30 protein-coding genes are annotated in these 23200 nt (G+C 43.6%); 10 read left to right on the top strand and 20 right to left on the bottom strand.

Features of this window, described 5'->3' with window-relative positions; translation table 11 throughout:
- Nucleotides 1–119 precede the first annotated feature (119 nt).
- Nucleotides 120–287 carry a DUF3042 family protein gene (locus tag IGJ05_RS00470; protein WP_017144401.1) on the top strand — a complete coding sequence of 56 codons (168 nt, stop codon included), beginning with the start codon at nt 120–122 and terminating at the stop codon, nt 285–287.
- A gap of 56 nt (nt 288–343) precedes the next feature.
- Here the strand turns inward: IGJ05_RS00470 and IGJ05_RS00465 are convergent, their stop codons facing one another.
- From IGJ05_RS00465 to IGJ05_RS00425, 9 genes are all read right to left on the bottom strand, one after another.
- Entirely contained in the window at nt 344–700 is a 357-nt protein-coding gene (locus IGJ05_RS00465; RefSeq protein WP_010749308.1) for a DUF488 domain-containing protein, read from the bottom strand.
- 148 nt (nt 701–848) lie between these two features.
- Entirely contained in the window at nt 849–1250 is a 402-nt protein-coding gene (locus IGJ05_RS00460; protein ID WP_005229396.1) for a rhodanese-like domain-containing protein, read from the bottom strand.
- An 83-nt stretch (nt 1251–1333) separates the two neighbouring features.
- Nucleotides 1334–2305 carry an ROK family glucokinase gene (locus IGJ05_RS00455; protein WP_005229395.1) on the bottom strand — a complete coding sequence of 324 codons (972 nt, stop codon included), beginning with the start codon at nt 2303–2305 and terminating at the stop codon, nt 1334–1336.
- Nucleotides 2305–2514 (bottom strand): YqgQ family protein, encoded by a 210-nt coding sequence (locus IGJ05_RS00450; protein ID WP_005229394.1) that lies wholly within the window; start codon nt 2512–2514, stop codon nt 2305–2307. The genes IGJ05_RS00455 and IGJ05_RS00450 overlap by 1 nt, the downstream gene beginning before the upstream one ends.
- Nucleotides 2515–2544: 30 nt before the next feature.
- Nucleotides 2545–3213, bottom strand: coding sequence for a rhomboid family intramembrane serine protease (locus IGJ05_RS00445; RefSeq protein ID WP_005229393.1), 669 nt, complete (start codon nt 3211–3213; stop codon nt 2545–2547).
- A 12-nt stretch (nt 3214–3225) separates the two neighbouring features.
- Complete coding sequence (locus IGJ05_RS00440) at nt 3226–3765, bottom strand: 5-formyltetrahydrofolate cyclo-ligase (RefSeq protein ID WP_010749307.1); 540 nt, start codon at nt 3763–3765, stop codon at nt 3226–3228.
- A gap of 90 nt (nt 3766–3855) precedes the next feature.
- Nucleotides 3856–4833, bottom strand: a complete 978-nt coding sequence (locus IGJ05_RS00435) for a FecCD family ABC transporter permease (RefSeq protein WP_081116274.1) — start codon at nt 4831–4833, stop codon at nt 3856–3858.
- The gene (locus tag IGJ05_RS00430) at nt 4833–5813 is read right to left on the bottom strand and encodes a FecCD family ABC transporter permease (RefSeq protein ID WP_081116275.1); all 981 of its coding nucleotides are present in this window, start codon (nt 5811–5813) and stop codon (nt 4833–4835) included. Before IGJ05_RS00430 ends, IGJ05_RS00435 begins: the two co-directional genes overlap by 1 nt.
- On the bottom strand, nt 5810–6601 hold the full coding sequence (locus IGJ05_RS00425) for an ABC transporter ATP-binding protein (protein WP_015510060.1): 792 nt from the start codon (nt 6599–6601) through the stop codon (nt 5810–5812). The genes IGJ05_RS00430 and IGJ05_RS00425 overlap by 4 nt, the downstream gene beginning before the upstream one ends.
- 202 nt (nt 6602–6803) lie before the next feature.
- On the opposite strand from IGJ05_RS00425, the gene IGJ05_RS00420 reads away from it, so the two are divergent.
- The 8 genes from IGJ05_RS00420 to IGJ05_RS00385 all read left to right on the top strand — a co-directional run bounded on the left by IGJ05_RS00420 (nt 6804) and on the right by IGJ05_RS00385 (nt 12096).
- Nucleotides 6804–7763, top strand: coding sequence for an ABC transporter substrate-binding protein (locus IGJ05_RS00420; RefSeq protein WP_081116276.1), 960 nt, complete (start codon nt 6804–6806; stop codon nt 7761–7763).
- A gap of 137 nt (nt 7764–7900) precedes the next feature.
- Nucleotides 7901–8050 carry a 50S ribosomal protein L33 gene (gene rpmG, locus IGJ05_RS00415; RefSeq protein WP_005229384.1) on the top strand — a complete coding sequence of 50 codons (150 nt, stop codon included), beginning with the start codon at nt 7901–7903 and terminating at the stop codon, nt 8048–8050.
- Between the two features lie 271 nt (nt 8051–8321).
- Nucleotides 8322–8525: a hypothetical protein gene (locus tag IGJ05_RS00410; protein WP_081116277.1), complete on the top strand. Its 204-nt coding sequence runs from the start codon at nt 8322–8324 to the stop codon at nt 8523–8525.
- Between the two features lie 319 nt (nt 8526–8844).
- Nucleotides 8845–9096 carry a hypothetical protein gene (locus IGJ05_RS00405; RefSeq protein ID WP_081116278.1) on the top strand — a complete coding sequence of 84 codons (252 nt, stop codon included), beginning with the start codon at nt 8845–8847 and terminating at the stop codon, nt 9094–9096.
- A gap of 70 nt (nt 9097–9166) precedes the next feature.
- Nucleotides 9167–9577, top strand: a complete 411-nt coding sequence (fosX, locus tag IGJ05_RS00400; RefSeq protein WP_060792282.1) for a FosX/FosE/FosI family fosfomycin resistance hydrolase — start codon at nt 9167–9169, stop codon at nt 9575–9577.
- A 64-nt stretch (nt 9578–9641) separates the two neighbouring features.
- Nucleotides 9642–10028: a VOC family protein gene (locus IGJ05_RS00395; RefSeq protein ID WP_081116279.1), complete on the top strand. Its 387-nt coding sequence runs from the start codon at nt 9642–9644 to the stop codon at nt 10026–10028.
- A gap of 254 nt (nt 10029–10282) precedes the next feature.
- Nucleotides 10283–11677: a Y-family DNA polymerase gene (locus IGJ05_RS00390; RefSeq protein WP_225001231.1), complete on the top strand. Its 1395-nt coding sequence runs from the start codon at nt 10283–10285 to the stop codon at nt 11675–11677.
- 143 nt (nt 11678–11820) lie between these two features.
- A complete protein-coding gene (locus IGJ05_RS00385; protein ID WP_005229370.1) occupies nt 11821–12096 on the top strand; it encodes a hypothetical protein in 276 nt (91 codons plus the stop codon).
- 34 nt (nt 12097–12130) lie between these two features.
- On the opposite strand, the gene IGJ05_RS00380 is transcribed toward IGJ05_RS00385, so the two are convergent.
- From IGJ05_RS00380 to IGJ05_RS00365, 4 genes are all read right to left on the bottom strand, one after another.
- Entirely contained in the window at nt 12131–12589 is a 459-nt protein-coding gene (locus IGJ05_RS00380) for a hypothetical protein (protein ID WP_005229368.1), read from the bottom strand.
- Nucleotides 12590–12656: 67 nt separating this feature from the next.
- A complete protein-coding gene (locus IGJ05_RS00375) occupies nt 12657–13025 on the bottom strand; it encodes a thioesterase family protein (RefSeq protein WP_438724974.1) in 369 nt (122 codons plus the stop codon).
- A 7-nt stretch (nt 13026–13032) separates the two neighbouring features.
- Nucleotides 13033–14247, bottom strand: coding sequence for a CCA tRNA nucleotidyltransferase (locus IGJ05_RS00370; protein ID WP_156236081.1), 1215 nt, complete (start codon nt 14245–14247; stop codon nt 13033–13035).
- Complete coding sequence (locus tag IGJ05_RS00365) at nt 14234–14584, bottom strand: nucleotide pyrophosphohydrolase (protein WP_438724973.1); 351 nt, start codon at nt 14582–14584, stop codon at nt 14234–14236. The genes IGJ05_RS00370 and IGJ05_RS00365 overlap by 14 nt, the downstream gene beginning before the upstream one ends.
- A gap of 137 nt (nt 14585–14721) precedes the next feature.
- Here IGJ05_RS00365 and IGJ05_RS00360 point away from each other — a divergent pair, with 137 nt between their 5' ends.
- Nucleotides 14722–15627, top strand: a complete 906-nt coding sequence (locus IGJ05_RS00360; protein ID WP_081116283.1) for a YitT family protein — start codon at nt 14722–14724, stop codon at nt 15625–15627.
- Nucleotides 15628–15671: 44 nt separating this feature from the next.
- On the opposite strand, the gene IGJ05_RS00355 is transcribed toward IGJ05_RS00360, so the two are convergent.
- The 7 genes from IGJ05_RS00355 to ilvB form a co-directional block, all read right to left on the bottom strand.
- A complete protein-coding gene (locus IGJ05_RS00355; RefSeq protein WP_005229358.1) occupies nt 15672–16229 on the bottom strand; it encodes a YpiB family protein in 558 nt (185 codons plus the stop codon).
- A 9-nt stretch (nt 16230–16238) separates the two neighbouring features.
- Nucleotides 16239–17498, bottom strand: coding sequence for a tetratricopeptide repeat protein (locus IGJ05_RS00350; protein ID WP_005229356.1), 1260 nt, complete (start codon nt 17496–17498; stop codon nt 16239–16241).
- The gene (locus tag IGJ05_RS00345) at nt 17499–18548 is read right to left on the bottom strand and encodes a hypothetical protein (protein ID WP_081116284.1); all 1050 of its coding nucleotides are present in this window, start codon (nt 18546–18548) and stop codon (nt 17499–17501) included. It lies immediately after the preceding gene.
- A 163-nt stretch (nt 18549–18711) separates the two neighbouring features.
- Nucleotides 18712–19965 carry a threonine ammonia-lyase IlvA gene (ilvA, locus tag IGJ05_RS00340; protein ID WP_081116285.1) on the bottom strand — a complete coding sequence of 418 codons (1254 nt, stop codon included), beginning with the start codon at nt 19963–19965 and terminating at the stop codon, nt 18712–18714.
- A gap of 11 nt (nt 19966–19976) precedes the next feature.
- Nucleotides 19977–20966 carry a ketol-acid reductoisomerase gene (gene ilvC, locus IGJ05_RS00335; protein ID WP_438724972.1) on the bottom strand — a complete coding sequence of 330 codons (990 nt, stop codon included), beginning with the start codon at nt 20964–20966 and terminating at the stop codon, nt 19977–19979.
- A gap of 50 nt (nt 20967–21016) precedes the next feature.
- Nucleotides 21017–21493 (bottom strand): acetolactate synthase small subunit, encoded by a 477-nt coding sequence (ilvN, locus tag IGJ05_RS00330; protein WP_005229349.1) that lies wholly within the window; start codon nt 21491–21493, stop codon nt 21017–21019.
- Between the two features lie 4 nt (nt 21494–21497).
- Nucleotides 21498–23198, bottom strand: coding sequence for a biosynthetic-type acetolactate synthase large subunit (gene ilvB, locus IGJ05_RS00325; RefSeq protein ID WP_081116287.1), 1701 nt, complete (start codon nt 23196–23198; stop codon nt 21498–21500).
- Nucleotides 23199–23200: the final 2 nt, after the last annotated feature.

The raw sequence follows: 23200 nt of genomic DNA, 5'->3' as shown, positions 1-23200 counted from the left end.
TTATTGTAAAATATTTACTAAATTATTTCAAGCGTTTTCAGTCCCAAAAGTGATTTTTTTTGATATTTTTTCCGTTTTCATTCATAATGAACCTATAACTAAAGGCGAGGTGTTTAATGATGAAACGATTTCTTTCAGGATTTTTAGTAGGAACAGTCGCAACGGTTGCTGCAGCTGCAAGTGTTGTTATGACGGTCAAGAAACAAGTGATTGATCCAATTGATGAACAACAAGCGGATCATGATGAAAAACGGAAACGTGCGATGCGTAAAAGCGTTGCCCGTTAATCATTAGCTACAAAAGAGCCGTCAGCCTTCAATAGGCTGGCGGCTCTTTTAGGTAATCATTCTTCCTTCTCCAATAAGTCCTGCAAAATCACGGCTTGATTTTGTTCTTCATTTTTCGCTCCGTATAGTAAGGTCACGGTCTCTTGTTCAGCAACCAACGCGTTTAACTGTGCCAAGGCATCTTTAGCGGGCGCTTTCTCTAATTCTTGTAGATAGCGGTCTTTAAACGCATCAAAACGTTCAGGATCATGCCCAAACCATTTGCGCAATTCAGTACTTGGTGCGACTGCTTTGAGCCATAGATCGATCTGAGCTGTTTCCTTTTTCATCCCTCTAGGCCAGATGCGATCCACCAATACCCGATAGCCATCTGTCGTTTCCGCCGCTTCATAAATTCTTTTTCGCTTGATCAACGCACACTCTCCTTATTAATAGACCTAAGTTCAAATAAAGGCAAAAGCCCACAATGTAAATTGAACAATGACATACTTGAAACACTCCGTTTGGTGTTTCGTCACTCATTCAAATTTGCTTGTGTTCTTTTGCCTTGAGTTCTCTATTTTATAAACTATTTTTCTTTTTCGTCTTGCCGCTCCAGCCTTCATATCCTTCTTTTAGGATATAGACATTGGTAAAGCCTTCTTTACGTAATTTATTCGCTGCGCGAATACTCAACGATTTACGCGTGTCATATAAGTAGATCGGTTGATCTTTACGAAATGCGCTGAAGGAATTCGTCAAAACAGTAAAAGGAATATTACGCGCCCCTAAAATATGTCCACTGTCAAACTCATTTTTTTCCCGAACATCGATCACTTGGGCTTTCTTCATTCCTGCTTTGAATTCATCTTCTGAGATGATCGTTGCTGAACGGCGTCCCATGATTTGAAAATACGCCCAGTTCAAAGCGATTGCTAAGATGATTAATCCCAAAACCAAGTTTAGCCACATAATTGGTGTCATTTCTTCTATTCCTCTCTATTGTAACAATCATTCTTTTTTTGATTTATGCTGCTTGAATGTATCATTGCCTAGCAGCTTGGCATCTAAGCTTTTGCTGCAAATTGCAAAGCTAATGATGCTGCCCCGATCACACCGGCATCATTCCCAAGTTCTGCCAATTTGATTTCGGTACTTTCCGTTACCTGTGGGAAGGTAAACTGAGCAAAGTAGGCAGCAACCCGTTCACGTAAAAATTCACCGGCTGCTGATACGCCTCCACCTAAAACGATACTCGATGGATTTAATGTGTTTCCTAAGTTTCCGCATGCCAACCCAAGGTAGAAGCACACTTTATCAACGACCATCAAGCCAAATGGATCGTTTGCTTGAGCCGCTTCAAAAATATCTTTACTTGAAACATCTTCCCCATTGTCCAGCTGCTGTTTCAATGCCGAATCGCCAGCATATTCTTCTGCCAACTGTCGAGCAACTCGCACAACACCCGTCGCACTAGAAACCGTTTCTAAACAACCACGTTTGCCGCAAGTACATTCAAACCCTTCAGGATCAACAGTGATATGACCGATTTCTCCAGCACAACCAGCAACCCCATGAAGCAATTGCCCTTCCATGATGATACCGCCGCCAACACCTGTACCTAATGTGATAAAGATGACATCAGGATTGTTATCCCCTGCCCCTTTCCAGCGCTCACCTAAAGCTGCTACATTGGCATCGTTATCGATGGCAAAGGGGATTTTTGTGCCTTTTTCAATCAGTTCTTTGACTGGCTGAAGTGTTTTCCAGTTCAGATTGTAGGCACCGATAACGGTTCCTTTGTCACGATCGACACTTCCTGGTGTCCCCATACCAATACCGATAAATGCTTCTGGCTGTAAGCCATATAATTCTAGGCGATGATTGATCGATGCCACGATTTCTGGCACAATATGTGAGCCTTCATCAAGAATATTGGTGTCAATACTCCATTTTTGCTGAATCTCGCCTTCGCTCGTTAAAATAGCGAATTTCACCGTTGTTCCGCCTAAATCAATTCCGATGATTTTTTTGTCCATCACTTGTTTTCCTCCCGGCTTTCTTCAATTCGATGCTCCCGCGTAAGAATTCGCCGGGCAGTCAGATATACATCCCGATCTATCAAGCGACTGTCATAAAAGTTTTTCAGCTCGATTTGCATCAGTTCTATATCGTAGATCCGCTTGCCGACATATACGTAAACACCAAATTGTTTCAGTAATTGTTGTACGTCATATAACGTTTCCATTTAACCACTTCCTGCTTATTATACAAGTAATTAATATTTTTTAAAACCATATATCACAAAAATAGCCAATAAGAAAACAAAGAGTACGCCAGAGAGGATTCTGGTGTGGATCGAATATTTTCCATAGTTCTTTGGCAATGCCAAAAGATTCCCTAACAATAACCCACCGAGGATCCCCCCAATGTGTCCCCACATATCGATCGTTTGATCAAACACCCCAAAAACCAGGTTCAATCCAACGAATAGGGCAAATTGCCGTACCATTGCTTGGATGCGGTAATCATTTCTAAAATGCCAACCTAAAATCAAAAATGCCCCGAAAAGTCCGAATAAAGAAGTACTAGCGCCTGCTGATTGAACCCCTATTTGGTTGAAGGCAAAACTCATGGTATTGCCCATGATGCCGCTTAGCAAATACAAGGCAAAAAAACGGCTATGACCATAGATGGCTTCTACTTGCTGCCCCATATAATACAGAATCACAGAATTGATCGCAAAATGAGCCAAACCGAAATGTAGAAAGATCGGGGTAACGAAACGCCAATATTCATTTAAATAAACGACAAACGGACCAAACATCACCCCGCCTGATTGAATAGAGGGACTAAAATAACCTAAGATAAACACAATTGTTTGGATAGCTAAAAACAGATACGTGAAGACCGGCTGATTCAGCCATCTTTTCATTTGAGAATTCATTGACGTGCTCCTTTACGTGCGAATAAGAGAATCCGTATAGATTTTATCGATTGGGATGTCGAATACATCTGGTGTCCATTGATCGTTGAATTGCTCTCCGAAGACCAAAGAAACGGTCTTGCCATCGAAAGCTGACAAGAAACGATCATAATAGCCACCGCCAAAGCCGATGCGATAGCCGTTTTTAGAAAACGCCAAACCGGGAACAATCAGCAAATCCAAGTGATGGGCTTCTTGCTCACTGATCGGCTCTTCAACTCCAAATGCCGACGCTTCATAACGTGTTGTCGGCTCCACATGATAAAACTGCAATTTTTTCTGTTGTGCTTTCGGCACTGCGATTCGTTTGTTTTGTTCAAATCCTTTAGCAAAAATAGCCGCTGTATCAAATTCAAATGGCAACGAACGGATCACACCTACTGACTCAGCTGTTTGCCAAATCTGAGAAGAAAACAGCAACTGCAAAATCAGCGTTTCTTTCTGCTGCTTTTGTTTGATTGGCATTTGTTTTAATGTTTGGATCATGTGCTCTCTAATGACTGGTTTTTCCATTGGATCACTCCTCTCAGAAATAGTACCAAAAACTGTGTCCAAATAGCAAACTAGAATCGCAGTTTTCTTGACAAGATCATGACTAGTTGCTCATCCTTCTTTACGTCGGATCAGCAAAAAGACAAAGTATGGTGCCCCTACGATAGAAATGATGATACCAGCTGGGATCTCGCCGCTTGTCAATAGCAAACGACCGATCGTATCACTGACTAAGACTAGCAGACTGCCGATCATTCCCGCTAAGAAAAAGGCACTGCGAGATTCTCTGCCGATGAGTCCCTTAGCGATATGAGGCGCCAATAAGCCCACAAAGGCTAAATTACCAGTATAGCCAACCGTACTGGCAGCTAAACCAACCGCGATCACTAAAAACCACGTCCGCAAACGGGTCAAAGAAACCCCTAAGCTAATTGCCTGCTCCTCGCCAAAGCCAAGTAAGTTAAGCCTTGGTACGGTCCAGAAAGCTGCGGCAGACAATACGATGACCCAAGGAAGCAGACTGGTGATTTGCTGCCAAGAAGTTCCCCAAATCGAACCAGAAAGCCACGCTGTTACAAAGCGATAGCGGTCTTTTGATAATTCCACCGTAAAGAGTAAGGTAACCGCCGCCAGCCCTGCATTGACGGCGATTCCCGCCAGCAGTACTCGCTCCATCGATAACAATTGGCGGTGCTTATAGGCAATCAAATAGACCAGTACAGCAGCTAATAAACCACCGATGATCCCAACGACAGGCAAAAGCTGAGATCCTTGGGTATAAAAACCTAAGTAGATCATCACAAAGAGCCCTGCCCCATTGTTGATTCCTACGATACTTGCATCAGCCAACTCATTTCTCGTTACTCCTTGCAAGACAAACCCAGAAAAACCAAAGGCACCACCAGCGATCAGCGATAGACAAGCCCGTGGTAGTCGAAACTCAGTAAACGTCAGTACTTGACTCGAAGATGCCGTTCCTTGAAAGATTGCCCCTAATGCCTGAAAGGATAAAATTGTTTTTCCCACCATGACACTTCCTAGAAAAGCGACCATCAGCAGTAGGAAAAAAACAGAGAGTGTTTTTTTCATCAGCCTTCCCTCCGTATCTTGATCAATAGAAAAGGCACACCAATCAATGCCATCAGTATCCCAAAGGGTGTCTCAAAGGGCGGATTGATCAGGCGGCCAGCCAGATCAGCGGCCATCACCAGTGTTCCCCCTACAAGGATCGTCAAAGGCAAAATCAGTTGATAGTTTTTGCCCACCATTCCCCGCACGACATGAGGAACCATTAAGCCGACAAAACTGACCGGTCCAACAAGCGAAACCGCCATTCCCGCCAAAACTACGACTAACAGTAAGGCAGATGCCCGAATCAGATGCGGGTGCTTGCCTAATGAAATGACGGTGTCATCTCCTAGCGCTAACAGATTCAACGCTTTTCCTAGACGTAGCACAAAAACGATGGCAATCAGATAGATGGGGCCCACAAAACGCAGTTGCTGCCAAGTCACATTTGCGGCACCACCGATAAACCAAAAGGCTAGCTCTTGATTTAAATCAAATTGCAGTGACAGGGTCTGGCTGATGGCTGAGAAAAAAGAACTTAATGCCACACCAGCCAAAATCAAGCCTGTAGGTGACATACCCAATTTGGCATAGCGAGTCAGTAAAAAAAGCAGCGCAGTTGCCGCAAAGGCACCAAAAAAGGAAAATAGCGCCGCTTGACTCGGTTGCACACTAGGAAATAGGATAAATGCGATCGCTAATCCCATCGCAGCCCCACTGTTGACACCTAAAAGACCGCCATCTGCCAGAGCGTTTTTCGTAATTCCCTGCATGATAGCTCCCGTAACAGCAAAACAACTTCCTACTAGAAAAGCAGCCAACACACGGGGCAATCGAATATTGCGCAAGATTTGATGCAGCTGATTCTCATAATCAAAAGCAAAGATAGCATCCCAGATCGTTTCAAAGGAAAGGTCTGTAGCGCCTTGGGTGATCGCCAAAAAGAAACAGATAATAAAGCAGCCGCTAAAAAGCAGCAGCAACCAAGGAAACTTTTTCATGCTTGGGCTCCTAACTCATAGGTCAAGACCAATGGCTTTGTGCTATTAGGAAAGGTACCTAACATGGCATCGATCTCAAACAAACGCTGCAGCCACTCTTTGGTCAGCACTGTTTCTGGTGTACCAGAAACCAACAGTTCTCCACCTTTTAATGCATAAATATAATCAGAAAAACGTGAGGCATGATTCAGGTCATGAATCGACATAATGATCGTTTTTCCGTAGGTTTTATTGATTTGCTGTAATAAGAGCAAAATTTCTAATTGATGCGCTGGATCTAAAAAGGTCGTTGGTTCATCTAAAATCACGATATCCGTATCTTGCGCAAGTGCCATGGCAATCCAAACGCGCTGTTTTTGTCCCCCTGACAGCGTGCTGATCGTTTCATCTGCTAGTGCTGTCAAACCCGTTGCCTGCAAGGACCAGTCGATCGCCGCAAGATCTTGTTCCGATAAACTATTTAGTCCTTTTTGATAGGGAAAACGACCATAAGAAACAATTTCGCGAATCGTCAAGCCAATCGATGAATCGCTAACTTGTGAGAGCAGCGCAATCTTTTTCGCTACTTCTTTAGTTTTGATGTTTTGCAGGTTTTGTGCATCTAAGAGGACCTCACCAGACAATGGCTGTAAAATTCGGGCAAGTGCCTTTAAAAACGTCGATTTCCCACTGCCGTTCGGACCAATCAAGCCGATGATTTTCCCTTCTGGCATCTCAATTGTTAGATTTTGCACAATTTTTTGTTTTTGATAGCCGACACTCAAGTCAACTGTTCGTAATTTCGCCATATTCGTCCCCAAAATAAATGATTGATAATGCTTATCAATTATGAATGTAATCCTACTATTCGTCAATAGTTCTAAAAAAAGGAAATAAAAAAATAAGATTGACAAAGGAGCGTTTCTTCGTGATAATAGCTATCAGCAAATGAGAACTATTCTCAATTAAAATAATAAGTGCTCAACATGTAACAAAGGAGGAAGTGTTTCTATGAAACAATGGTCAAAAAGAAGTACTTGGCTTACCCTGCTAGCTGCCTGCTCCCTTACCCTACTGGGTGCTTGCAGCACGAATAATGACTCAACGGATAGCAGTGGATCAGCCACTACTTCTTCAGAAATAGCAACAACCTTTACCGATGCGATGGGAAATGAAGTCACTGTTCCCGAAAACCCACAACGGGTGATCGGTAGTTATTTGGAAGATTATTTGGTCGCTTTAGGGGTAACACCGGTTGCTCAATGGACCGTCGGTAATGACAGTGATCAAGCATACTTGCAAGACAAACTAGCGGAGGTTCCAAGGATCAACTACGATCTGCCCTTTGAAGATGTCTTGAGCTTTGAGCCAGACCTGCTGCTGATGGATAGCAATTCCATGGTGGAAGGCGACAAATATGATCAGTACAGTAAAATCGCGCCGACCTATGTGGTCACAAATGGCGAAGACGTGACCTGGCGGGAACGTCTGACAGATATCGCAAAGGTGTTACACAAAGAAGAGCAAGCTGCCCAAGTAGAAGCTGATTATGATGAATTAGTCGCTGCTACCAAGGAAACGTATGCTGATCAAATCCAAGGCAAGTCGATCGCTGTATTATGGGTGGTCAATAACTCTGTCTTCATGGTTTCAGAAACAAAATCAAGCGGTCAGCTGCTGTATCACGAACTCGGTTTTGAAGTTCCCTCACTGGTTTCGGAAATCAGTGAAAGTGCCACTGCTGACTGGTCTGCCGTTTCTCTGGAAAAATTAGCAGAATTGGATGCCGATTACTTGATTTTAGTGAATAGTGATAAAGGCGCTGATTTTTTCAGCGAACAAGTCTGGCAAAATCTTGATGCAGTCAAAAACAATCATTTATGGGAATTCGGTCCTGAATCAAGCTGGCTCTACAACGGTCCTATCGCCTATACCAAAATGATCGAAGATATCCAGAGCAAATTGGACTAATGCGTTTCAAGTAATTCGTCAAGTAAAACTACTTAACAAATTTCAGGAAAAAGCTAGCATTCCCGCACAAAACATGCTATTATATTTTAGTCTGAGAGATTTCTTAGAGGATTCTTGTATCGTTAGGGGGGAAAATCATGCGCGTAAACATCACATTAGAGTGCACTTCTTGTAAAGAACGCAACTACTTATCAAACAAAAACAAACGTAACAATCCTGATCGTTTGGAAAAGAAAAAATATTGCCCACGTGAAAGAAAAGTTACTTTACACCGCGAAACAAAATAATACTATTTAAGAAGTTCGCAAACGCTGATAACCAAGGCGTTTGCGAACTTCTTTTTTTGTAAAAACTAGCTTTGAGGTGATAGTTTTGAATGGAACTCCCTTTCTATTAGCCCTTGTTCTTTCAAACTTAGATAGTAATTGCATCGTCTCCTTGATTGCTCTTTGTTTTAGCTACTTCTTGACTTCTCTTCTTTGGACTTTTAGGCCATTTCTTTGTAAAGTCACAAAAATAAATTTTAATGTATAATGTATATAAAAAAGGAGAAACTAAATGTTTATCAAAGAAGAAAAAGAGTTTCGTTGCAACCATTGCAAAAAAGTGATCGACACAGGGGAAGTCGTTTGGACAAAATGGCCGTTTCCGCCGAAAGCTTCTGCTTACCAACTAAAACCCAGAAAAGAATTAGCACTGATAAACGCGCCGATCCTTTGCCTAAATTGCTCAGAAAAGCTTCTCCTGGAACACATCGAATAACTATTCTTTTCATCGTTTTATTGTCTCTCTTTGTCCATCATAAAAAAAGCAGGCAGTAGCCAAATTCACTTAGTGAATGCACTGCTGCTTTTTTGAATAAGCATCAGGAGAACGCATGAGCAGCAACAAAGATTTCAGGGGCGATTAAGCGGCAGCTTTATTTTCCGAAATTTTTTGCAGTATCTCTCCCGCGATTATGCGCGAGATGATTTTGGCAATAACCATAATATGAAGCCGCTCTCTCCCGTTGCCACCTTTTCTGTATACTTTGATCTCCGATCGACCCTTTCATGCTATACTGCCTATAGGAGGTGAACCCATGCTTGGCAATTTTGCGTATCTACCTAGTAACTATCGTCTGTTTTATGGCGCTTTTCTTTTTGCTCTTATTGGAAATATGCTTTTCATTTTCATCAAACACCCTGCTTGGACCTTTAGCCTACCGACGGTGATTGTCCTCTTCTTAATAAATGTCTTCTTTTGGACAAAATACACGAAGAAACTTATTCCTTGCGCAACAGATACACTGTTTTATGTTCTGCTCTTCCTCTTGGTATTTCACAATCACTAACATAATGCTTCTTTTGATACTGATTGTTTCTCTTTCCCCTATTTCGTCATAGCAAAGGAGTGTTGATGCGATGGAGATTTCCCATATCACGTTGATCGTACAGAATTTAGCAAAGACGACAACGATGCTGGAAACATTGTTTGATGCAGAGGAAGTTTATGATAGTCAAGATCAGGCCCATTCTTACTTCCCAGAAAAATTCTTTTTGATCGATGGCTTATGGCTTGCTGTTATGGAGGATGCCTCCCAGAAGCTGCCGAAAACGTATAACCATATTGCCTTTAAAATCGATCAAGCTCAAATCGATTCCTTGATTACGCGCATCCAAGGACTAGGATTGAAGATCGAAAAAGATCGTTCCCGCATCAAAGGCGAAGGTGCTTCTATTTATTTTTATGACGATGACAACCATTTGTTTGAACTACACACTGGTACGTTGGCTGAACGGTTGCACCATTACCGTCTGACAGAAACGAGGTGATCATCATTACTAGCAACTGCATTGACTGTTATGTAAAGAACGCCCACATGAAAGGAAGAAAACAATGAAACTAGATATGGTCGGTATTATCACAAAAAACATGGAACAGGCACTGGCTTTTTATCAAGTACTTGGCTTCACGCCATTAGGTCAGCACTCAGAAGATTATATGGAATTAGCAAACGACGGGGTTCGCATCTCCTTGAATAGCCGCAAGATGGTTGCTGGGATCTACGGACATGCACCAATGACTGTGGGTGATACGATTGAATTAGCCTTTTTATGTGATTCTCCTGAAGAAGTTGATGCCCTTCATGCAAAAGTCGTTGCTGCTGGGTATCAGTCTTTCAAAGAACCTTGGTCTGCCTTTTGGGGACAACGCTATGCCATTGTCAAAGACATAGACGGCAATCTCTTAAGTTTGTTTGCAACTCTACCTGCCGAAAATTGATTTAAGCTACGACAGTCGGTCCAATGGATCGGCTGTTTTTTTATCCGTTTTTCGGGTAAAAAGACAAAACCCCGTATGTATGTCCAATCGAATTCTGATAATCTGAAATGAATGTATTCCTTATAAACCAACGTTTCCCATCATTATAAAACAAAAATAACTTCTCTATAAAAAAACAAATCCCCCTCATCCGCTCCTGTTCGCTTGACAAAAAAGAACAAACGTTCGTATAATTTCGGTAAGGAGTGATAAAAATGGGTGGTTTTAATTATGCGCTCGAGCCAAAACGCGATATCTTATTTATTGATGTCAAAAGTTTTTATGCTTCTGTAGAATGCATCTCTCGTGGATTAGATCCTATCCAAGCGATGCTGGTCGTCATGTCACATTCTGACAATACTGGTAACGGCTTAGTCTTAGCAGCTTCCCCAAAGGCAAAATCGGTATTGGGAATTTCAAATGTGACTCGCAATGACAACCTGCCGACACATCCCGATTTGTACAAAGCATCGCCGCGTATGAGTTTTTATATCAAAGAAAACACCAAAGTCAATAATGTCTTTCGCAAATATGTTGGACAAGACGACTTGCTGCTCTATTCGATCGACGAAACGATGATGGATCTGACCCGTACATTGGATCTTTTCATTCCCGATAAAACGATCTCTCGCGAAGAAAAACGTTGGTTGATTGCCCAGCAAATTCAAAAAGACATTTACGAAACAACGAAATTGTATGTCACCATCGGCATTGGCGACAATCCATTGTTAGCAAAACTAGCTTTAGATAACGAATCCAAACACAATCGTTCCTTGATCGCTGAATGGACCTATGACGATGTACCGACAAAAGTTTGGCAGATCGCCCCTATGACAGAGTTTTGGGGGATCGGTCGGCGCACAGAAAAACGACTTCACTTGATGGGGATTGAAACGATCGAGCAATTGGCTCACGCCAGTCCTGATCTTTTACGCAGTCGCATGGGGATCATTGGCGAGCAGCTCTATCATCACGCCCATGGCATTGATCGCACGATTTTATCTGAACCGACACCACAAGTGATGGAAAAAAGCTACGGCAATAGCCAAGTCCTACATCGCAATTATTATTTACAAGAAGAAATCGAGATCGTCATCAAGGAAATGGCGGAACAAGTTGCCGCTCGGATTCGCCGTCATCATTGTCAGACCGCTTGTATCAATGTTTACATCGGCGTAGCCTTTAGTGAAACTGCCTCTGGTTTTTCCCGACAAATGAAGATCCCGCCAACTGACAATACCCGCAAACTTGTGGCTCATTGCCTGTTTCTCTTTCGAAAATTTTATACGGGGCAAGTCGTTCGCCACATTGGTATTACCTATTCAAAATTGGTTTATACAGAAAATGTCCAGCTGGATCTTTTTGAGCAAGCAGAAGCGCAGTTGCGCCAGCGTAAATTAGATTTGATCATCGATAAGATTCGTGAGAAATATGGCTTCACTTCGATCGTTCATGCCACAAGCCGAATGGAAGGCGCTCGCGCCATTGCTCGCAGCAAATTAGTCGGCGGACATGCCGGTGGTCTAGATGGGATCGCTAATATAGGACCCGTCCATCAGCAAAAGGAAAAAGAACCGTTTGCTGATGGTTCGAAAAATACTGGCACTTGATTCGTTTTTCTTTCCTTTTTGCTGACAAATCTTAAGATAACATTAACAAACGGTCCATTTTTTAAAGATTTATGTAATTTCGATTCGCCCACCTCCCCCTTTGTTCTTTTCTAAGGTACTTTAATAGCAAGGAGTGTGAGCAGATGAAAATTGACAAAATCGAATACAAACGAGTCATCAACGGTGCGGGACACCTTGAGTACGATTTGCTGCAATATTTAGAAAAGAATCGGGCGACTGCTGCACAAAACCTGAAACAGTCTGAGATCGATTACCTTTTAGAAAAAGATATTCAGCATCGTATCATCCAACATGCGCGTAAGAGTTTCTTTGGCGATACGATCGTTTTAAAAGATGAATATGCCGAAGATTATCTTTTATTAAAAAAGTATACGGATATGTTCCAAGAATCATTCTAAAAAAAACGCAGAACCAACTGGTTCTGCGTTTTTCTTATTCTTCGAAATGTTCTTTATAAACATCATCGACTGTCTGGTTCGGGTCGATCACGATATAAAGGCTCTTCGTTTTCTCACTGATTTTTGTTGATTGGTATACGTTATCCAATCCTTCCGTATCTTTGTCCTTATATGGGAAATACACAAGATCCGGTGTACCGTTACGGTAAAGAATTTCCATCCGTTCGATATCTTCATATTTCAACGCACGGGCAAACATCCCTAATTCAAGCCCACCTAAGTTGATGTCATGCGTTGCCACATGATCGCCTTCTTGGAAGATTTCAATTTTGAACCCAGCACATGGATGAATCTCAACAAATTCGCTTCCGTGGATGCGGCCAAAACTGGTCGTGATTTGTTTGATCCACAAGTCACCGATGTAACGGCGCTCAATCGTCCATGTTTCTCCATTACGGAAATAAAATTTTAAAGCTTTCATTTCTCTAGCCATGACAAAACGCTCCTTTTTATTAGTAATACACTTTAATTCTAACACATAGTCGCCATCGGGACACAAATTAACTTTGTTTTTCGTTGACTTTTTTCATGAACCGAGAGATTTCCACTGCTGCTCGTTGATGCGTCCCATTGGCAATGATCTGTTGTTTCGCGTCTATTACCTGATAATGAAATTGGAACCCCTGTTCTTTTTCCCACTGCACAAGAACTGTGATTGTCGCTCCAACTGGTGAAGGCTTCAAATGATTGATCGAAAACTTTGTACCGACGGTAGTAAACCCTTTATCTAAAGTAGGCTCAAGGGCTTCCCAACAGGTGTTTTCCACCATTGCTACCAATCGTGGGGTTGCTAAAACGTCTAATCCCCCAGAACCCAAAACAGCCGCAGTGTCTTGCTGTCCCACGATAAATTCTTTTTTGCTTTCCATTTTTCAGTTATCCCTCCTTTGCTAAATACGCTTGGACAAACGCTAATAGTGCTTCTTTTTCATTAGGGATTTTTCGTGTGATGACTGCAGCTTCGGCAGCGGTCAAGACTTCTTTGAGCCACGGACCAGAAGAACGATCGATCGTTTGTAGTAAATCACGTCCATTGATCGCCAACTCCTTCAGTGAATGGATCGGCAGCTGCTGATAGCGCTGACTGATTTTTGCTGGATCGTTGGGCTGATTGTCATAACGCAATAATCCTTCGGCTAAACAGGTTGCTTCTAGACCGAACTGATACAACACTAGGTCATTCCATTCGCCGTTTCGACGCGCGAGCAGTGCTTGATAAGCCGTGTGTACTTGGCGGATGCAGTCATTAGAACATTTCCAAGCTTTTAAAAAGCTGCGGACTGCCTCTGGCGCTAAACCCATTTGGTCAATGAGCAAAACCCAGGCCGCCGTTTCGTTTTCTAATGGGATCGCTGGCAGGTCTGCCATCCGCAGTAACGCCTCACCGTATCCCCGCAAGCCTGGGCAATAGATATAGCATTCGGTTTCTACTAGCGCCCGTAGTGCTTGGTTCCGATGATTGCCTAACAGCAATTTCACGAATTCAATCATGATCCGTTCAACAGAGATTTTTCCCAACAAGGCATGATTCGCATGGATAGCAGCCAATGTTTCTGTTTCTAAAACAAAGCCCAATTGACTGACAAAACGCAGCCCCCGCATCATTCGTAGGGCGTCCTCATGGAAACGTTCCTGGGGGTGACCCACTGCTCGTAAAATCTGATTATCGATATCTGCCAGACCATCGAAAAGATCAATGATGACACCATCTTCTTGAAGTGCCAACGCATTGATGGTAAAGTCCCGCCGTTTTAGATCTTCTTTCAGGGAACGGACAAAATCCACTTTGTCGGGTCTGCGGTAATCTTGATAGGCTGCTTCCGTTCGAAACGTAGTGATCTCATACTGCGCCTGCTCCCACAAAACCAACACCGTCCCATGCTCGATGCCAATGTCAATGGTTCGAGGAAAAAGCGCCTTGATTTCGGCTGGAAATGCACTGGTAGCAATATCGACATCATGGATCGGCTGGCCTAAGATCGTGTCTCGCACGCTGCCGCCGACAAAGTATGCTTCATAGCCTGCGGCTTCGATTTTTTTTAAAAGCGGTGCAGCTTCTGCAAATTCTTTTGGTAGTTTAGTCAGTTTCATTTACTTTCCCATCTTTTCTTTCAAAACGATACGCATCCCGCTGATTGAATTTTGCCATATTTTCCCCAAACACTTCAGTCAGGTCGATGTCTAGTGAATTGGCCATGATCATCGTCACAAAGAGTACATCACCGAGTTCTTCTGCCACTGTTTTTTCAACTTCATCGCTTTTTTTATTTTTTTCCCCGTAATAGTGATTCACTTCTCGCGCCAATTCGCCGACTTCTTCGGTCAAACGAGCCATTTGGGCGAGGGGGCTGAAATAGCCAGTTTTGAATTGCTGAATATACGCATCGACTTCTTCTTGCATCGATGCCAAAGAACGTTTTTCTGTCATTTTCTCCACCCTTTCTCGTTTATCTTACCAAAAGAATGGCTGCCTGCCTAGATAGAGCCCCCTTCAGGATTTGTTGTGCATTCAATGATTTCGTGCTACATTGATACTTGTGGAAGTTGAATAACGGAGGAAACAGGATGCGGGCATTTTTTTCATGGCGAACGATTCGCGATATTGTTTTGATTATTTTTGGTACAAGTATCTATGGCTTCGGTCTAGTCTATCTAAATATCCCAAATGACTTAGCAGAAGGCGGTGTGACGGGGATCACCTTGATCCTGCGAGCCTTATGGGGAATCAATCCTGCCATCAGTACACTGATCTTAAATATTCCGATCATTTTGATCGGTGGCAAAATTCTTGGTCGACGCTCATTAGTGTATACGATATTAGGAACTTTTGGTTTGTCTTTTTGGTTGGCATTTTGGCAGAGTGTTCCCCTGTTGATCGATCTGCAGCACGATCTGCTGATCGTTGCGCTCTTGGCTGGTTTGATTGCAGGGATCGGTAGTGGGATCGTCTACAAGGTCGGGGGAACGACTGGCGGAGTCGATGTATTGGCACGTATTTTAGAGAAAAACTTTGGGGTGACGATCGGTCGTTCGCTTTTGATCTTTGATGTGTTCGTCCTGTTGCTTTCTTTGACTTATATAGATTTGAACCGCATGATGTATACCTTGATTTTTTCTTATGTCTTCACGCGCGTGATCGATTCGATCCTAGATGGCGGCTATTCAGCCAAAGGGATCTTAGTGATCAGCAATCACAGCGAAGAGATGGCTCCTGTTTTAATGGATGAATTAGAACGAGGCGTCACGTTTTTACAGGGCGAAGGGGCTTACTCAAGAGTGGCGAAACAAATCATTTATATGGTGGTCAGCGGGCGGGAGATTTCTGAAGTCAAGCGCATCGTTCATGACTTTGATCCGCAAGCGTTTGTTTCTGTCATCAATGTCCATGAAGTCGAAGGTGAAGGCTTTACCTACTTAAGACCTAAGTCGCGGTTCTTACAGCGCAAAACCGCTGTTTCTAAAACAAAATAAAGACTGAAAAAAGCAGCCCCGGTTAAAGGGCTGCTTTTTGCTTGTTACCGGCTTTCTTCTTTTTGCTGGAGCAAGTGTCGATTTACTTCATCCGAAAGTTCTAAGAAGGCATCACGATCCCCATTTTCCAAGGCTAGATCGATTTGCCGATACAAGGTATCGATTTTGGTTTTTGTTTCTTCTTTTTCAAGATACTGGGTAACATGTTGGGTCATTTCTTGATCCAAGTGGTCGTTCCAACGTTCATAAGGATTGTCTTCTAAAACTGCTAAATAAAAGGATTGCGACCAAGAATCTGGGAAGAGACATTCAAGATACAAGGGTTGTTTCCAATTCATGCGAATCTCATGAAAAATCTGATCAATGTCATAAAAGGTCTGCCCTTCGATGCTCAAGACAAACGGTTCGCCCCCAATTTCTGTACTGCGGACACTCAAGCCCCGTTTGGCTGCGGCTGCCCCTTCTACAAAATGAACATTGGTCAAGATCGCTTCATGGTTCGCCAGATAGTTTAACACCCAAGAGACTTCTCGGCGGCTGAAGGAAACGGTCGAAACTAACCAATTAAGAAACTTTTTCTTTTCTTGTACATTGATGTTCATTTCTCTCACCTATCTTTCTAATAAGTCCTCCACGATCGACTGTACTTCTAAATCACCTGGCTCATGCGCCAAATAATGTTGCAGCAAATGAAGTGCTTCAGGTAAACGCCCTTCTTCACGTAAGAAAATGCCATATTCTTTCATAAATGCTGGCTCATGGTGCAAATCAGCATTGGCTTCTTCGTAATAGTTTGCTGCTTTGTCAAAATCTTCCAGCGCATTATACGCTTGCGCCAAATTCCAAAGGGCATGCGGCTGCTCATTGTCTTCCATTCGTTCGATGGTCAAGATCGCTTCTTGCCAACGCTCTTCATTCAAGTATAAATTACTTAAGGTCAGTAACGTATCATCTTCTTTGTCACCAGTCTCCAATGCTTTTAGTAAAAATGATTCTGCTGCTTCACTGTCATGAAGTCGGTAAGCATTCTCGGCAGCAAAATGATAGAAATCCACTTGATATGGATCTTCATGAATCCCTTCTTCGATCACACGCTGCGCTTCTTCCAGCTGCTCTTCTTCTTGCAATGCTTCTGCAAGATAAAGATACAAGGCACGGTATTGCGGATTCATGACCCGCAACTGCTGCAAGTAGCGAATCGCTTGTTCATTTTCTTTTAGCTGCAAATAGACTAAAGCTGTTTGAAAAAGACGCTCATCGGTCTGTTCGTCTTCTAGGCTTGCTTCAAAATATTCCAATGCCTCTTCAAACTTGCCCGCCATACTCAATGATGTACCAGTCCGTTCAACGATCGAGATCCCCGAAATATCCGTGATTTCTTCTTCCAGCAAACCTTGATAAAGGTCAACGGCTTCTTGATAGCGATCAGTCGAAAAGGCTAACTCAGCTAAGGCAAACCGTATCAAAGGTTCATCTGGCACAATGCTTTGCGCTTCTTTTAGTTTGGCTTCACTAACTTCAGGGATACCGATCAATTGGTAAAGATCCGCACTCAATAGCAAGGCTTGCAAATACGCTTCACTGGTCGGTGGTATTTGATCAATATAGGCAAAAGCCGTTTCGATCTGGTCTTCTTCCATCGCAATTTCTGCTAAAGGAAGCAGCAAAGCTTCATTATCAGGATGTCGTTGCTGCAAGGTTTCAAATAACGTTTTCGCCTCTTCCAAAAAGCCGATCTGCAATAGTTCATCACCTAAAGCGCCTAATGTCTCATCATCATCTTTTTGCAGAGCTTCGGTAAAATTTAATTGTGCTTCAGCCAGTTCTTCCGCGGCTAATGCTTTTAACATTTTTTCACTATATGTTTCCATTTAAACCCCTCGAATCTCATTGATTAATCGCTGATAAGTCTCCATCGTCTGGACGAGATCTTTTTCCTCGATTTTCGTTCTGCCCCCTATTGTACCAACTTTTGCCAAAAATAACAGTTTTTTTTCTTTTTGCTGCAATTCTAGTACATGACTGAAATATTCGCTTAATGAAAAAGACTCGGGCAATTCGATGGGAAAGCCTAATCGGGCAAGCCATTGGCAGAACACGGGCAGATCGACAGTCAATTGCTGCTGCTGGACGGTCCACATAAAATGAAACAAAAAGCCAAAGAATAATTTCATCGCATCAGACAGCAAGTGCCCATTTTCCGTTCGATAAGCAGCATCAGCAAAGAGTTGGCCAAACTCCTCCAATTCGCTGCCTGATTGCTGGTATAGTTGGATCAACCGATCGGTATACGCAGCCAACGAATGTCTCATCAACGCCTGATGACTGGGATAGGTTCGATAAAGCTCTTTTAAAAACTCACTATCGGCAAGCACGCCACAACGAATCAGTGTCAAAAAATCGACCAATTTCCCATCGATCTGTTTTTCTGCGATCGTCTGATCGTAAATAACAAATTCGGGTGTATTAGGATTTTCCAGCATCGGGATATCTGGCTTTTTCACAACGATCGCTGTTTCTTTCACACTTTTAGCTAAGGCCCGCAAGGAAACGGGAATCAGCCAAAGCTGTGTCGTCAGAACCGACGTCGCGTGGATAAAACTGCTCAATGCCAACACGCCTTCATTGCCAAAACCGACGATCAGCTGCGGCTCCTGTTTTGAAAAGCGGCCGAAGAAATCCATTGCAGCTTTAAATTCACTAAAGTTGTTGCAATACATTTGATTGGTACAAATATACCAATTGACCTCTCGTGGCAAAAACAGGCGGGTCAATTTTTCTGAAAAGCGGTCATAATAGCGCTGATTCGTCAAAATGATCACCTGCTGCGGCTCGATCGACTGTTCTCTCATGACCGATGCTAGTGTTTCACCATAAGAAATTTGGGTTTCTTGTTCATTTCGGAAAAAAACAGCTTCCATCGGCTCACTCCTTTGCTACTACTTCCTATTATAACAAGAAGCCGCTTAAACACCTACTAAATCGCTAATGATTAGGAAGTATTTTCCTGTGATTGGTTCAATGATCCGATAAAAAGCAAAAAACATGATTTCCTCTTCTTCCAAAGGAAAATCATGTTTTTTCTTAAACCAAAAGTGAGTAGAGTGATTGATTTTGCTGAAGGTTGATATAGTTTTGGTCAAACTGTTCAATTCGTGACAGTAATGCGGGGAGATCTTTTTTGTGTTTCAACAAGATTCCCAGCATTACTGGTCCTGTTCCACGATTGATTTTTTTTGTATATTCAAACCTAGTGATATCATCATCGGGACCTAATACATGGCTAACAAATTCCTTCAACGCACCGGGACGTTGTGGGAAATTGACGATAAAATAATGTTTCAATCCTTGATATATCAGTGATTTCTCTTCGATCTCTGCCATACGGGAACTATCATTGTTACCGCCACTCACAATACAGACGACTGTTTTGCCTTTGATTTGCTCTTTGATCAGATCCAAAGCTGCCACACTCAAGGCACCAGCTGGTTCAGCGACGATCGCTTGCTTGCTGTACAATTCCAGAATCGTTTGACAGATTGCGCCTTCTTCCACAGCTACCAATTGATCCACGTAGCGTTTGGCATGGGCATAGGTTTGAGCTCCGACTTGTTTGACCGCTGCACCATCCACAAAGGTTTCAATATGCTCCAGTGCCACTGGTCCTTGATGATCAAAGGCGGCTTGCATCGAGGCTGCCCCTACAGGTTCTGCTCCAACAATTTTTATCTTCGGTTGCTTTTCTTTCAAATAGGCTGCGGTTCCGCTGATCAAGCCGCCCCCGCCAATCGCTGCCACGACCAGATCGATCGTTACTTGTTTTTTTTCAGCATCCGCCAGCATCTCCACAGCAACGGTTCCTTGTCCTGCGATAATATTAGGATCGTCAAAGGGAGCAATGAAAGCCATTTGCTGTTCTTTTGCAAAGTGTTTAGCCGCTTGGGCTGCCGCATCAAACGTATCTCCCACCAATTCGATTTTGACATAATCTCCACCGAAAAAGAGGACTTGCGCGATTTTTTGCTGTGGCGTCGTTGTCGGCATGAAAATAACCGCTCGGATCTGCTGTTCTTGACAGGTATAAGCAACACCTTGCGCATGGTTCCCGGCACTGGCACAGACGACGCCACGACGAGTCAGTTCAGGATCTGCCTGGGTGATCGCATAGTAGGCACCGCGTAATTTGAAGGAGCGGACTTTTTGCAAGTCCTCTCGCTTCAACAAGACCGTCGCTTGATACTTCTCAGATAAAAAGCGATCATACTGCAGCGGCGTATGACTAACTGCTCCCCGCAGTCGCTCGTAGGCTTGTTCGATTGCAGAAACTGTCACCAACAAACGCGTCCCTCCTAATCTTTCGCAACAAACGGCATCATTTTCCGTAACTCGCTGCCGACTTTTTCAATTTGATGATTGCCGTTTTCCTCACGCATTTTATGGAATTCAGGGAAGCCGTTTTGATTGTCTTCAATGAATCCTTTCGCAAATTGGCCGTTTTGGATGTCTGTCAATACGGCTTTCATGTTTTCTTTGGCTTGTGCAGTGATCACCCGAGCACCAGAAACGTAGTCACCATACTCAGCCGTATTCGAGATCGAATGGCGCATTTTTTTGAAGCCTCCTTCATAAATCAAGTCAACGATCAGTTTCAATTCATGACAAACTTCAAAATAAGCCAATTCCGGTTGGTACCCCGCTTCTACCAATGTTTCAAAGCCCGCTTCGATCATACTGGTCAAACCGCCACAAAGTACGGCTTGCTCACCGAAAAGATCGGTTTCGGTCTCTTCTTTAAAGGTCGTTTCCAAAACGCCGACCCGTGTGGCACCAATGCCTTTTGCATAGGATAAAGCCGTTGCTTGTGCGTTGCCAGTCGCATCTTGATAAACTGCAAACAAGGCTGGTACCGCAAACCCTTCGGTAAAGGTTCGACGCACCAAATGACCTGGTCCTTTTGGCGCAACTAGAAAAACATCCACCTCTTTTGGTGGCGCGATCACATCAAAATGAATATTGAAACCATGAGCAAATGCCAATGCATTGCCCGCTGAAAGATTCGGTTCGATCTCATTTTTATACAACGATCCTTGGATCTCATCGGGTGCCAAGATCATGACTACATCCGCTTTTTGAACGGCTTCAGCTACTGGGAAAACATCAAATCTATCGTTTCTTGCGGCTTCCGCTGATTTTCCTTCACGAATGCCGATAAAGACTTCATGACCTGTGTCCCGTAAATTTTGCGCATGAGCGTGCCCTTGAGAGCCGTAACCGACGATTGCAATCTTCTTGTCTCCTAAATTATCTGTAACTTCCTCGTTGTAATATACTTTTACCATACTTGTTTCCTCCGAATTCTTTCTTTATTTTAAGCAATTCAAAATTGCACTTACCCTCTTGTAAAGCCAGTGACACCCGTCCGTGCCAATTGTTTGATGCCGTATGGACGTAAAACCTCGATGCACGCTTCTACCTTTTTCGTATCGCCAGCAACTTGCACAACGATTGTTTTTAGTGCCACATCGACAATGTGTGCTCGAAATGGATCGATCACTGCTTGGATCTCCGAACGGCTTGTGGTTGGCGCATTGACTTTGATCAGCACCAGCTCCCGTTCGATATGAGGAACTTCTGTAATATCAGAAACCTTCAAGACATCGATCTGCTTGTTCAGATGCTTAGTCACTTGTTCTGTTTCTGCCAAATCGTTCACGTTGACAATGATCGTCATACGTGAAAACTCTGGTCGTTCTGTCGTACCGACAGAGATACTCTCGATATTGACTTGACGACGGTTCAAGACACTCGTGATACGGCTCAAAACACCTGCTTCATTATGGACGATTGCTGCTAATACCCGTTTCATCCCCTTAGACCCCCATCATTTCATGATTGGCTTTCCCCGGTGGGATCATCGGCAGCACATGCTCAGATGGCGAGACCATTACTTCGATAAGCTGCGGCCCTGCTTGAGAAAAAGCTGCTGCCAATTGATCAACCAGTTGCTCTGGGGCATCGATCCGACAGCCTTCAATGCCATAAGCCTGTGCCAGTTTGACAAAATCAGGCTGCTGCGCAAAAACGGAGGCAGAGCGCCGCTTGCCATGGAATGTTTCTTGCCATTGGCGAACCATTCCTAAAGAGCAGTTGTTCAATAACACAAATTTGACATTCAAGCCATACTCATTCAAAATCGCAAATTCTTGGTTCGTCATTTGAAATCCACCATCACCAACGAACACCACGACCATTTTTTCTGGATGAGCAAATTGAACGCCGATTCCTGCAGGGATGCCATAGCCCATCGTCCCTAGTCCGCCACTGGTGATCAATTGTTTAGGAAAGCGAAAAGGATAATACTGCGCGACCCACATTTGATGCTGACCAACATCGGTGATGACGTAAGCCTCTCCTTTGGTCAAACGCCCTACTTCTTCGATGACTTTTTGTGGTTTGATCTCTTGTGTCTGAGTGCGATCATAGCGATAAGGTTTTTCCTTTTTCCGTTTTTGGCATAGATCCAACCAAGTCGTCCAGGTTCCTCTTGTTGGTGGGTACCGCAGCATTTGCTGCAAAGCAGCCTTGGCATCGCCGACGATTGGGATCTTTGTTTCTACGATCTTGCCGATCTCCACTGGGTCAATATCGATATGAGCAACGATGGCCTGCTTACCGAACTGACTGCCGGCCGTTGCTAAGCGATCATCGAAGCGAGAGCCGATATTGATAATCAAATCGGCTTCTGATAAAGCCATGTTCGCCGCATAGGTGCCATGCATACCGCCCATGCCTAAGAAAAATTGATGATCACTTGGCAGTAAGCCTAAGCCAAGCAACGTTGTCACTGCCGGCAACTTGTACTTGGCAATAAATGCATTTAGTTCAGCCGCAGCTTCGGCAGCGATCACGCCTGCACCCGCCAATACCACTGGTCGCTGAGCTTTTTCCAAGACTTGCATCAGTTTTTCGATTTGCAGACGGGATGGCTCTGCCGTCGGCTGATAACTTTTCCTTGTGATCGGCAATGAGCAGGTTTCAGCGGTTTCTTGTAAGGTAATATCTTTCGGAAGGTCGATGACAACCGGTCCTTTTCGCCCTGTGGAAGCGATATGAAAGGCTTCAGCGATCACTTTTGGCAGCTCATCGACACAGCGGACTTGGTAGTTGTGCTTCGTGATCGGCAACGTGATACCCAGAATATCCGCCTCTTGGAAGGCATCTTTGCCAATTCCTGGTACCGCCACTTGCCCTGTGATAACTACCAATGGTACGGAATCACTCATAGCATCGGCAATGCCCGTGACGACATTTGTAGCACCTGGTCCGCTAGTCACTAAAACGACCCCAGCATTGCCAGTAGCTTTGGCATAGCCTTCAGCGGCGTGGATCGCGCCTTGCTCGTGACGCGTCAAAATATTCGGAATCGCTGCATCATATAATTGATCATATAACGGCAGGACGGCGCCGCCCGGATAGCCAAAGATCATTTCGACGCCTTGCTCTTGTAAGCTGTCCACTAATACTTGTGCGCCAGTCCTTAGATGCGATGCTTGATACTCGATATTTTCCATTG

This window comes from Enterococcus sp. AZ167 (assembly GCF_051714025.1).
In the GTDB taxonomy this organism is placed as follows: Bacteria; Bacillota; Bacilli; order Lactobacillales; family Enterococcaceae; genus Enterococcus_D; species Enterococcus_D casseliflavus.
Note: the sequence above shows the minus strand (reverse complement) of the source record. Positions and strands in the feature narration are given on the sequence as shown.

Coding starts and splice junctions, on each gene's coding strand:
- ilvN (WP_005229349.1), bottom strand. CDS start 21,493: ATGAAACGGGTATTAGCAGCAATCGTCCATAATGAAGCAGGTGTTTTG.
- IGJ05_RS00355 (WP_005229358.1), bottom strand. CDS start 16,229: ATGAACATCAATGTACAAGAAAAGAAAAAGTTTCTTAATTGGTTAGTT.
- IGJ05_RS00405 (WP_081116278.1), top strand. CDS start 8,845: ATGCTTGGCAATTTTGCGTATCTACCTAGTAACTATCGTCTGTTTTAT.
- ilvC (WP_438724972.1), bottom strand. CDS start 20,966: ATGGTAAAAGTATATTACAACGAGGAAGTTACAGATAATTTAGGAGAC.
- IGJ05_RS00345 (WP_081116284.1), bottom strand. CDS start 18,548: ATGGAAGCTGTTTTTTTCCGAAATGAACAAGAAACCCAAATTTCTTAT.
- IGJ05_RS00375 (WP_438724974.1), bottom strand. CDS start 13,025: ATGGAAAGCAAAAAAGAATTTATCGTGGGACAGCAAGACACTGCGGCT.
- IGJ05_RS00440 (WP_010749307.1), bottom strand. CDS start 3,765: ATGGAAAAACCAGTCATTAGAGAGCACATGATCCAAACATTAAAACAA.
- fosX (WP_060792282.1), top strand. CDS start 9,167: ATGGAGATTTCCCATATCACGTTGATCGTACAGAATTTAGCAAAGACG.
- IGJ05_RS00420 (WP_081116276.1), top strand. CDS start 6,804: ATGAAACAATGGTCAAAAAGAAGTACTTGGCTTACCCTGCTAGCTGCC.
- IGJ05_RS00470 (WP_017144401.1), top strand. CDS start 120: ATGAAACGATTTCTTTCAGGATTTTTAGTAGGAACAGTCGCAACGGTT.
- IGJ05_RS00445 (WP_005229393.1), bottom strand. CDS start 3,213: ATGAATTCTCAAATGAAAAGATGGCTGAATCAGCCGGTCTTCACGTAT.
- IGJ05_RS00350 (WP_005229356.1), bottom strand. CDS start 17,498: ATGGAAACATATAGTGAAAAAATGTTAAAAGCATTAGCCGCGGAAGAA.
- ilvB (WP_081116287.1), bottom strand. CDS start 23,198: ATGGAAAATATCGAGTATCAAGCATCGCATCTAAGGACTGGCGCACAA.
- rpmG (WP_005229384.1), top strand. CDS start 7,901: ATGCGCGTAAACATCACATTAGAGTGCACTTCTTGTAAAGAACGCAAC.
- IGJ05_RS00430 (WP_081116275.1), bottom strand. CDS start 5,813: ATGAAAAAGTTTCCTTGGTTGCTGCTGCTTTTTAGCGGCTGCTTTATT.
- IGJ05_RS00390 (WP_225001231.1), top strand. CDS start 10,283: ATGGGTGGTTTTAATTATGCGCTCGAGCCAAAACGCGATATCTTATTT.
- IGJ05_RS00425 (WP_015510060.1), bottom strand. CDS start 6,601: ATGGCGAAATTACGAACAGTTGACTTGAGTGTCGGCTATCAAAAACAA.
- IGJ05_RS00410 (WP_081116277.1), top strand. CDS start 8,322: ATGTTTATCAAAGAAGAAAAAGAGTTTCGTTGCAACCATTGCAAAAAA.
- IGJ05_RS00455 (WP_005229395.1), bottom strand. CDS start 2,305: ATGGACAAAAAAATCATCGGAATTGATTTAGGCGGAACAACGGTGAAA.
- IGJ05_RS00380 (WP_005229368.1), bottom strand. CDS start 12,589: ATGGCTAGAGAAATGAAAGCTTTAAAATTTTATTTCCGTAATGGAGAA.
- IGJ05_RS00435 (WP_081116274.1), bottom strand. CDS start 4,833: ATGAAAAAAACACTCTCTGTTTTTTTCCTACTGCTGATGGTCGCTTTT.
- IGJ05_RS00450 (WP_005229394.1), bottom strand. CDS start 2,514: ATGGAAACGTTATATGACGTACAACAATTACTGAAACAATTTGGTGTT.
- IGJ05_RS00385 (WP_005229370.1), top strand. CDS start 11,821: ATGAAAATTGACAAAATCGAATACAAACGAGTCATCAACGGTGCGGGA.
- IGJ05_RS00395 (WP_081116279.1), top strand. CDS start 9,642: ATGAAACTAGATATGGTCGGTATTATCACAAAAAACATGGAACAGGCA.
- IGJ05_RS00370 (WP_156236081.1), bottom strand. CDS start 14,247: ATGAAACTGACTAAACTACCAAAAGAATTTGCAGAAGCTGCACCGCTT.
- IGJ05_RS00365 (WP_438724973.1), bottom strand. CDS start 14,584: ATGACAGAAAAACGTTCTTTGGCATCGATGCAAGAAGAAGTCGATGCG.
- IGJ05_RS00360 (WP_081116283.1), top strand. CDS start 14,722: ATGCGGGCATTTTTTTCATGGCGAACGATTCGCGATATTGTTTTGATT.
- IGJ05_RS00460 (WP_005229396.1), bottom strand. CDS start 1,250: ATGACACCAATTATGTGGCTAAACTTGGTTTTGGGATTAATCATCTTA.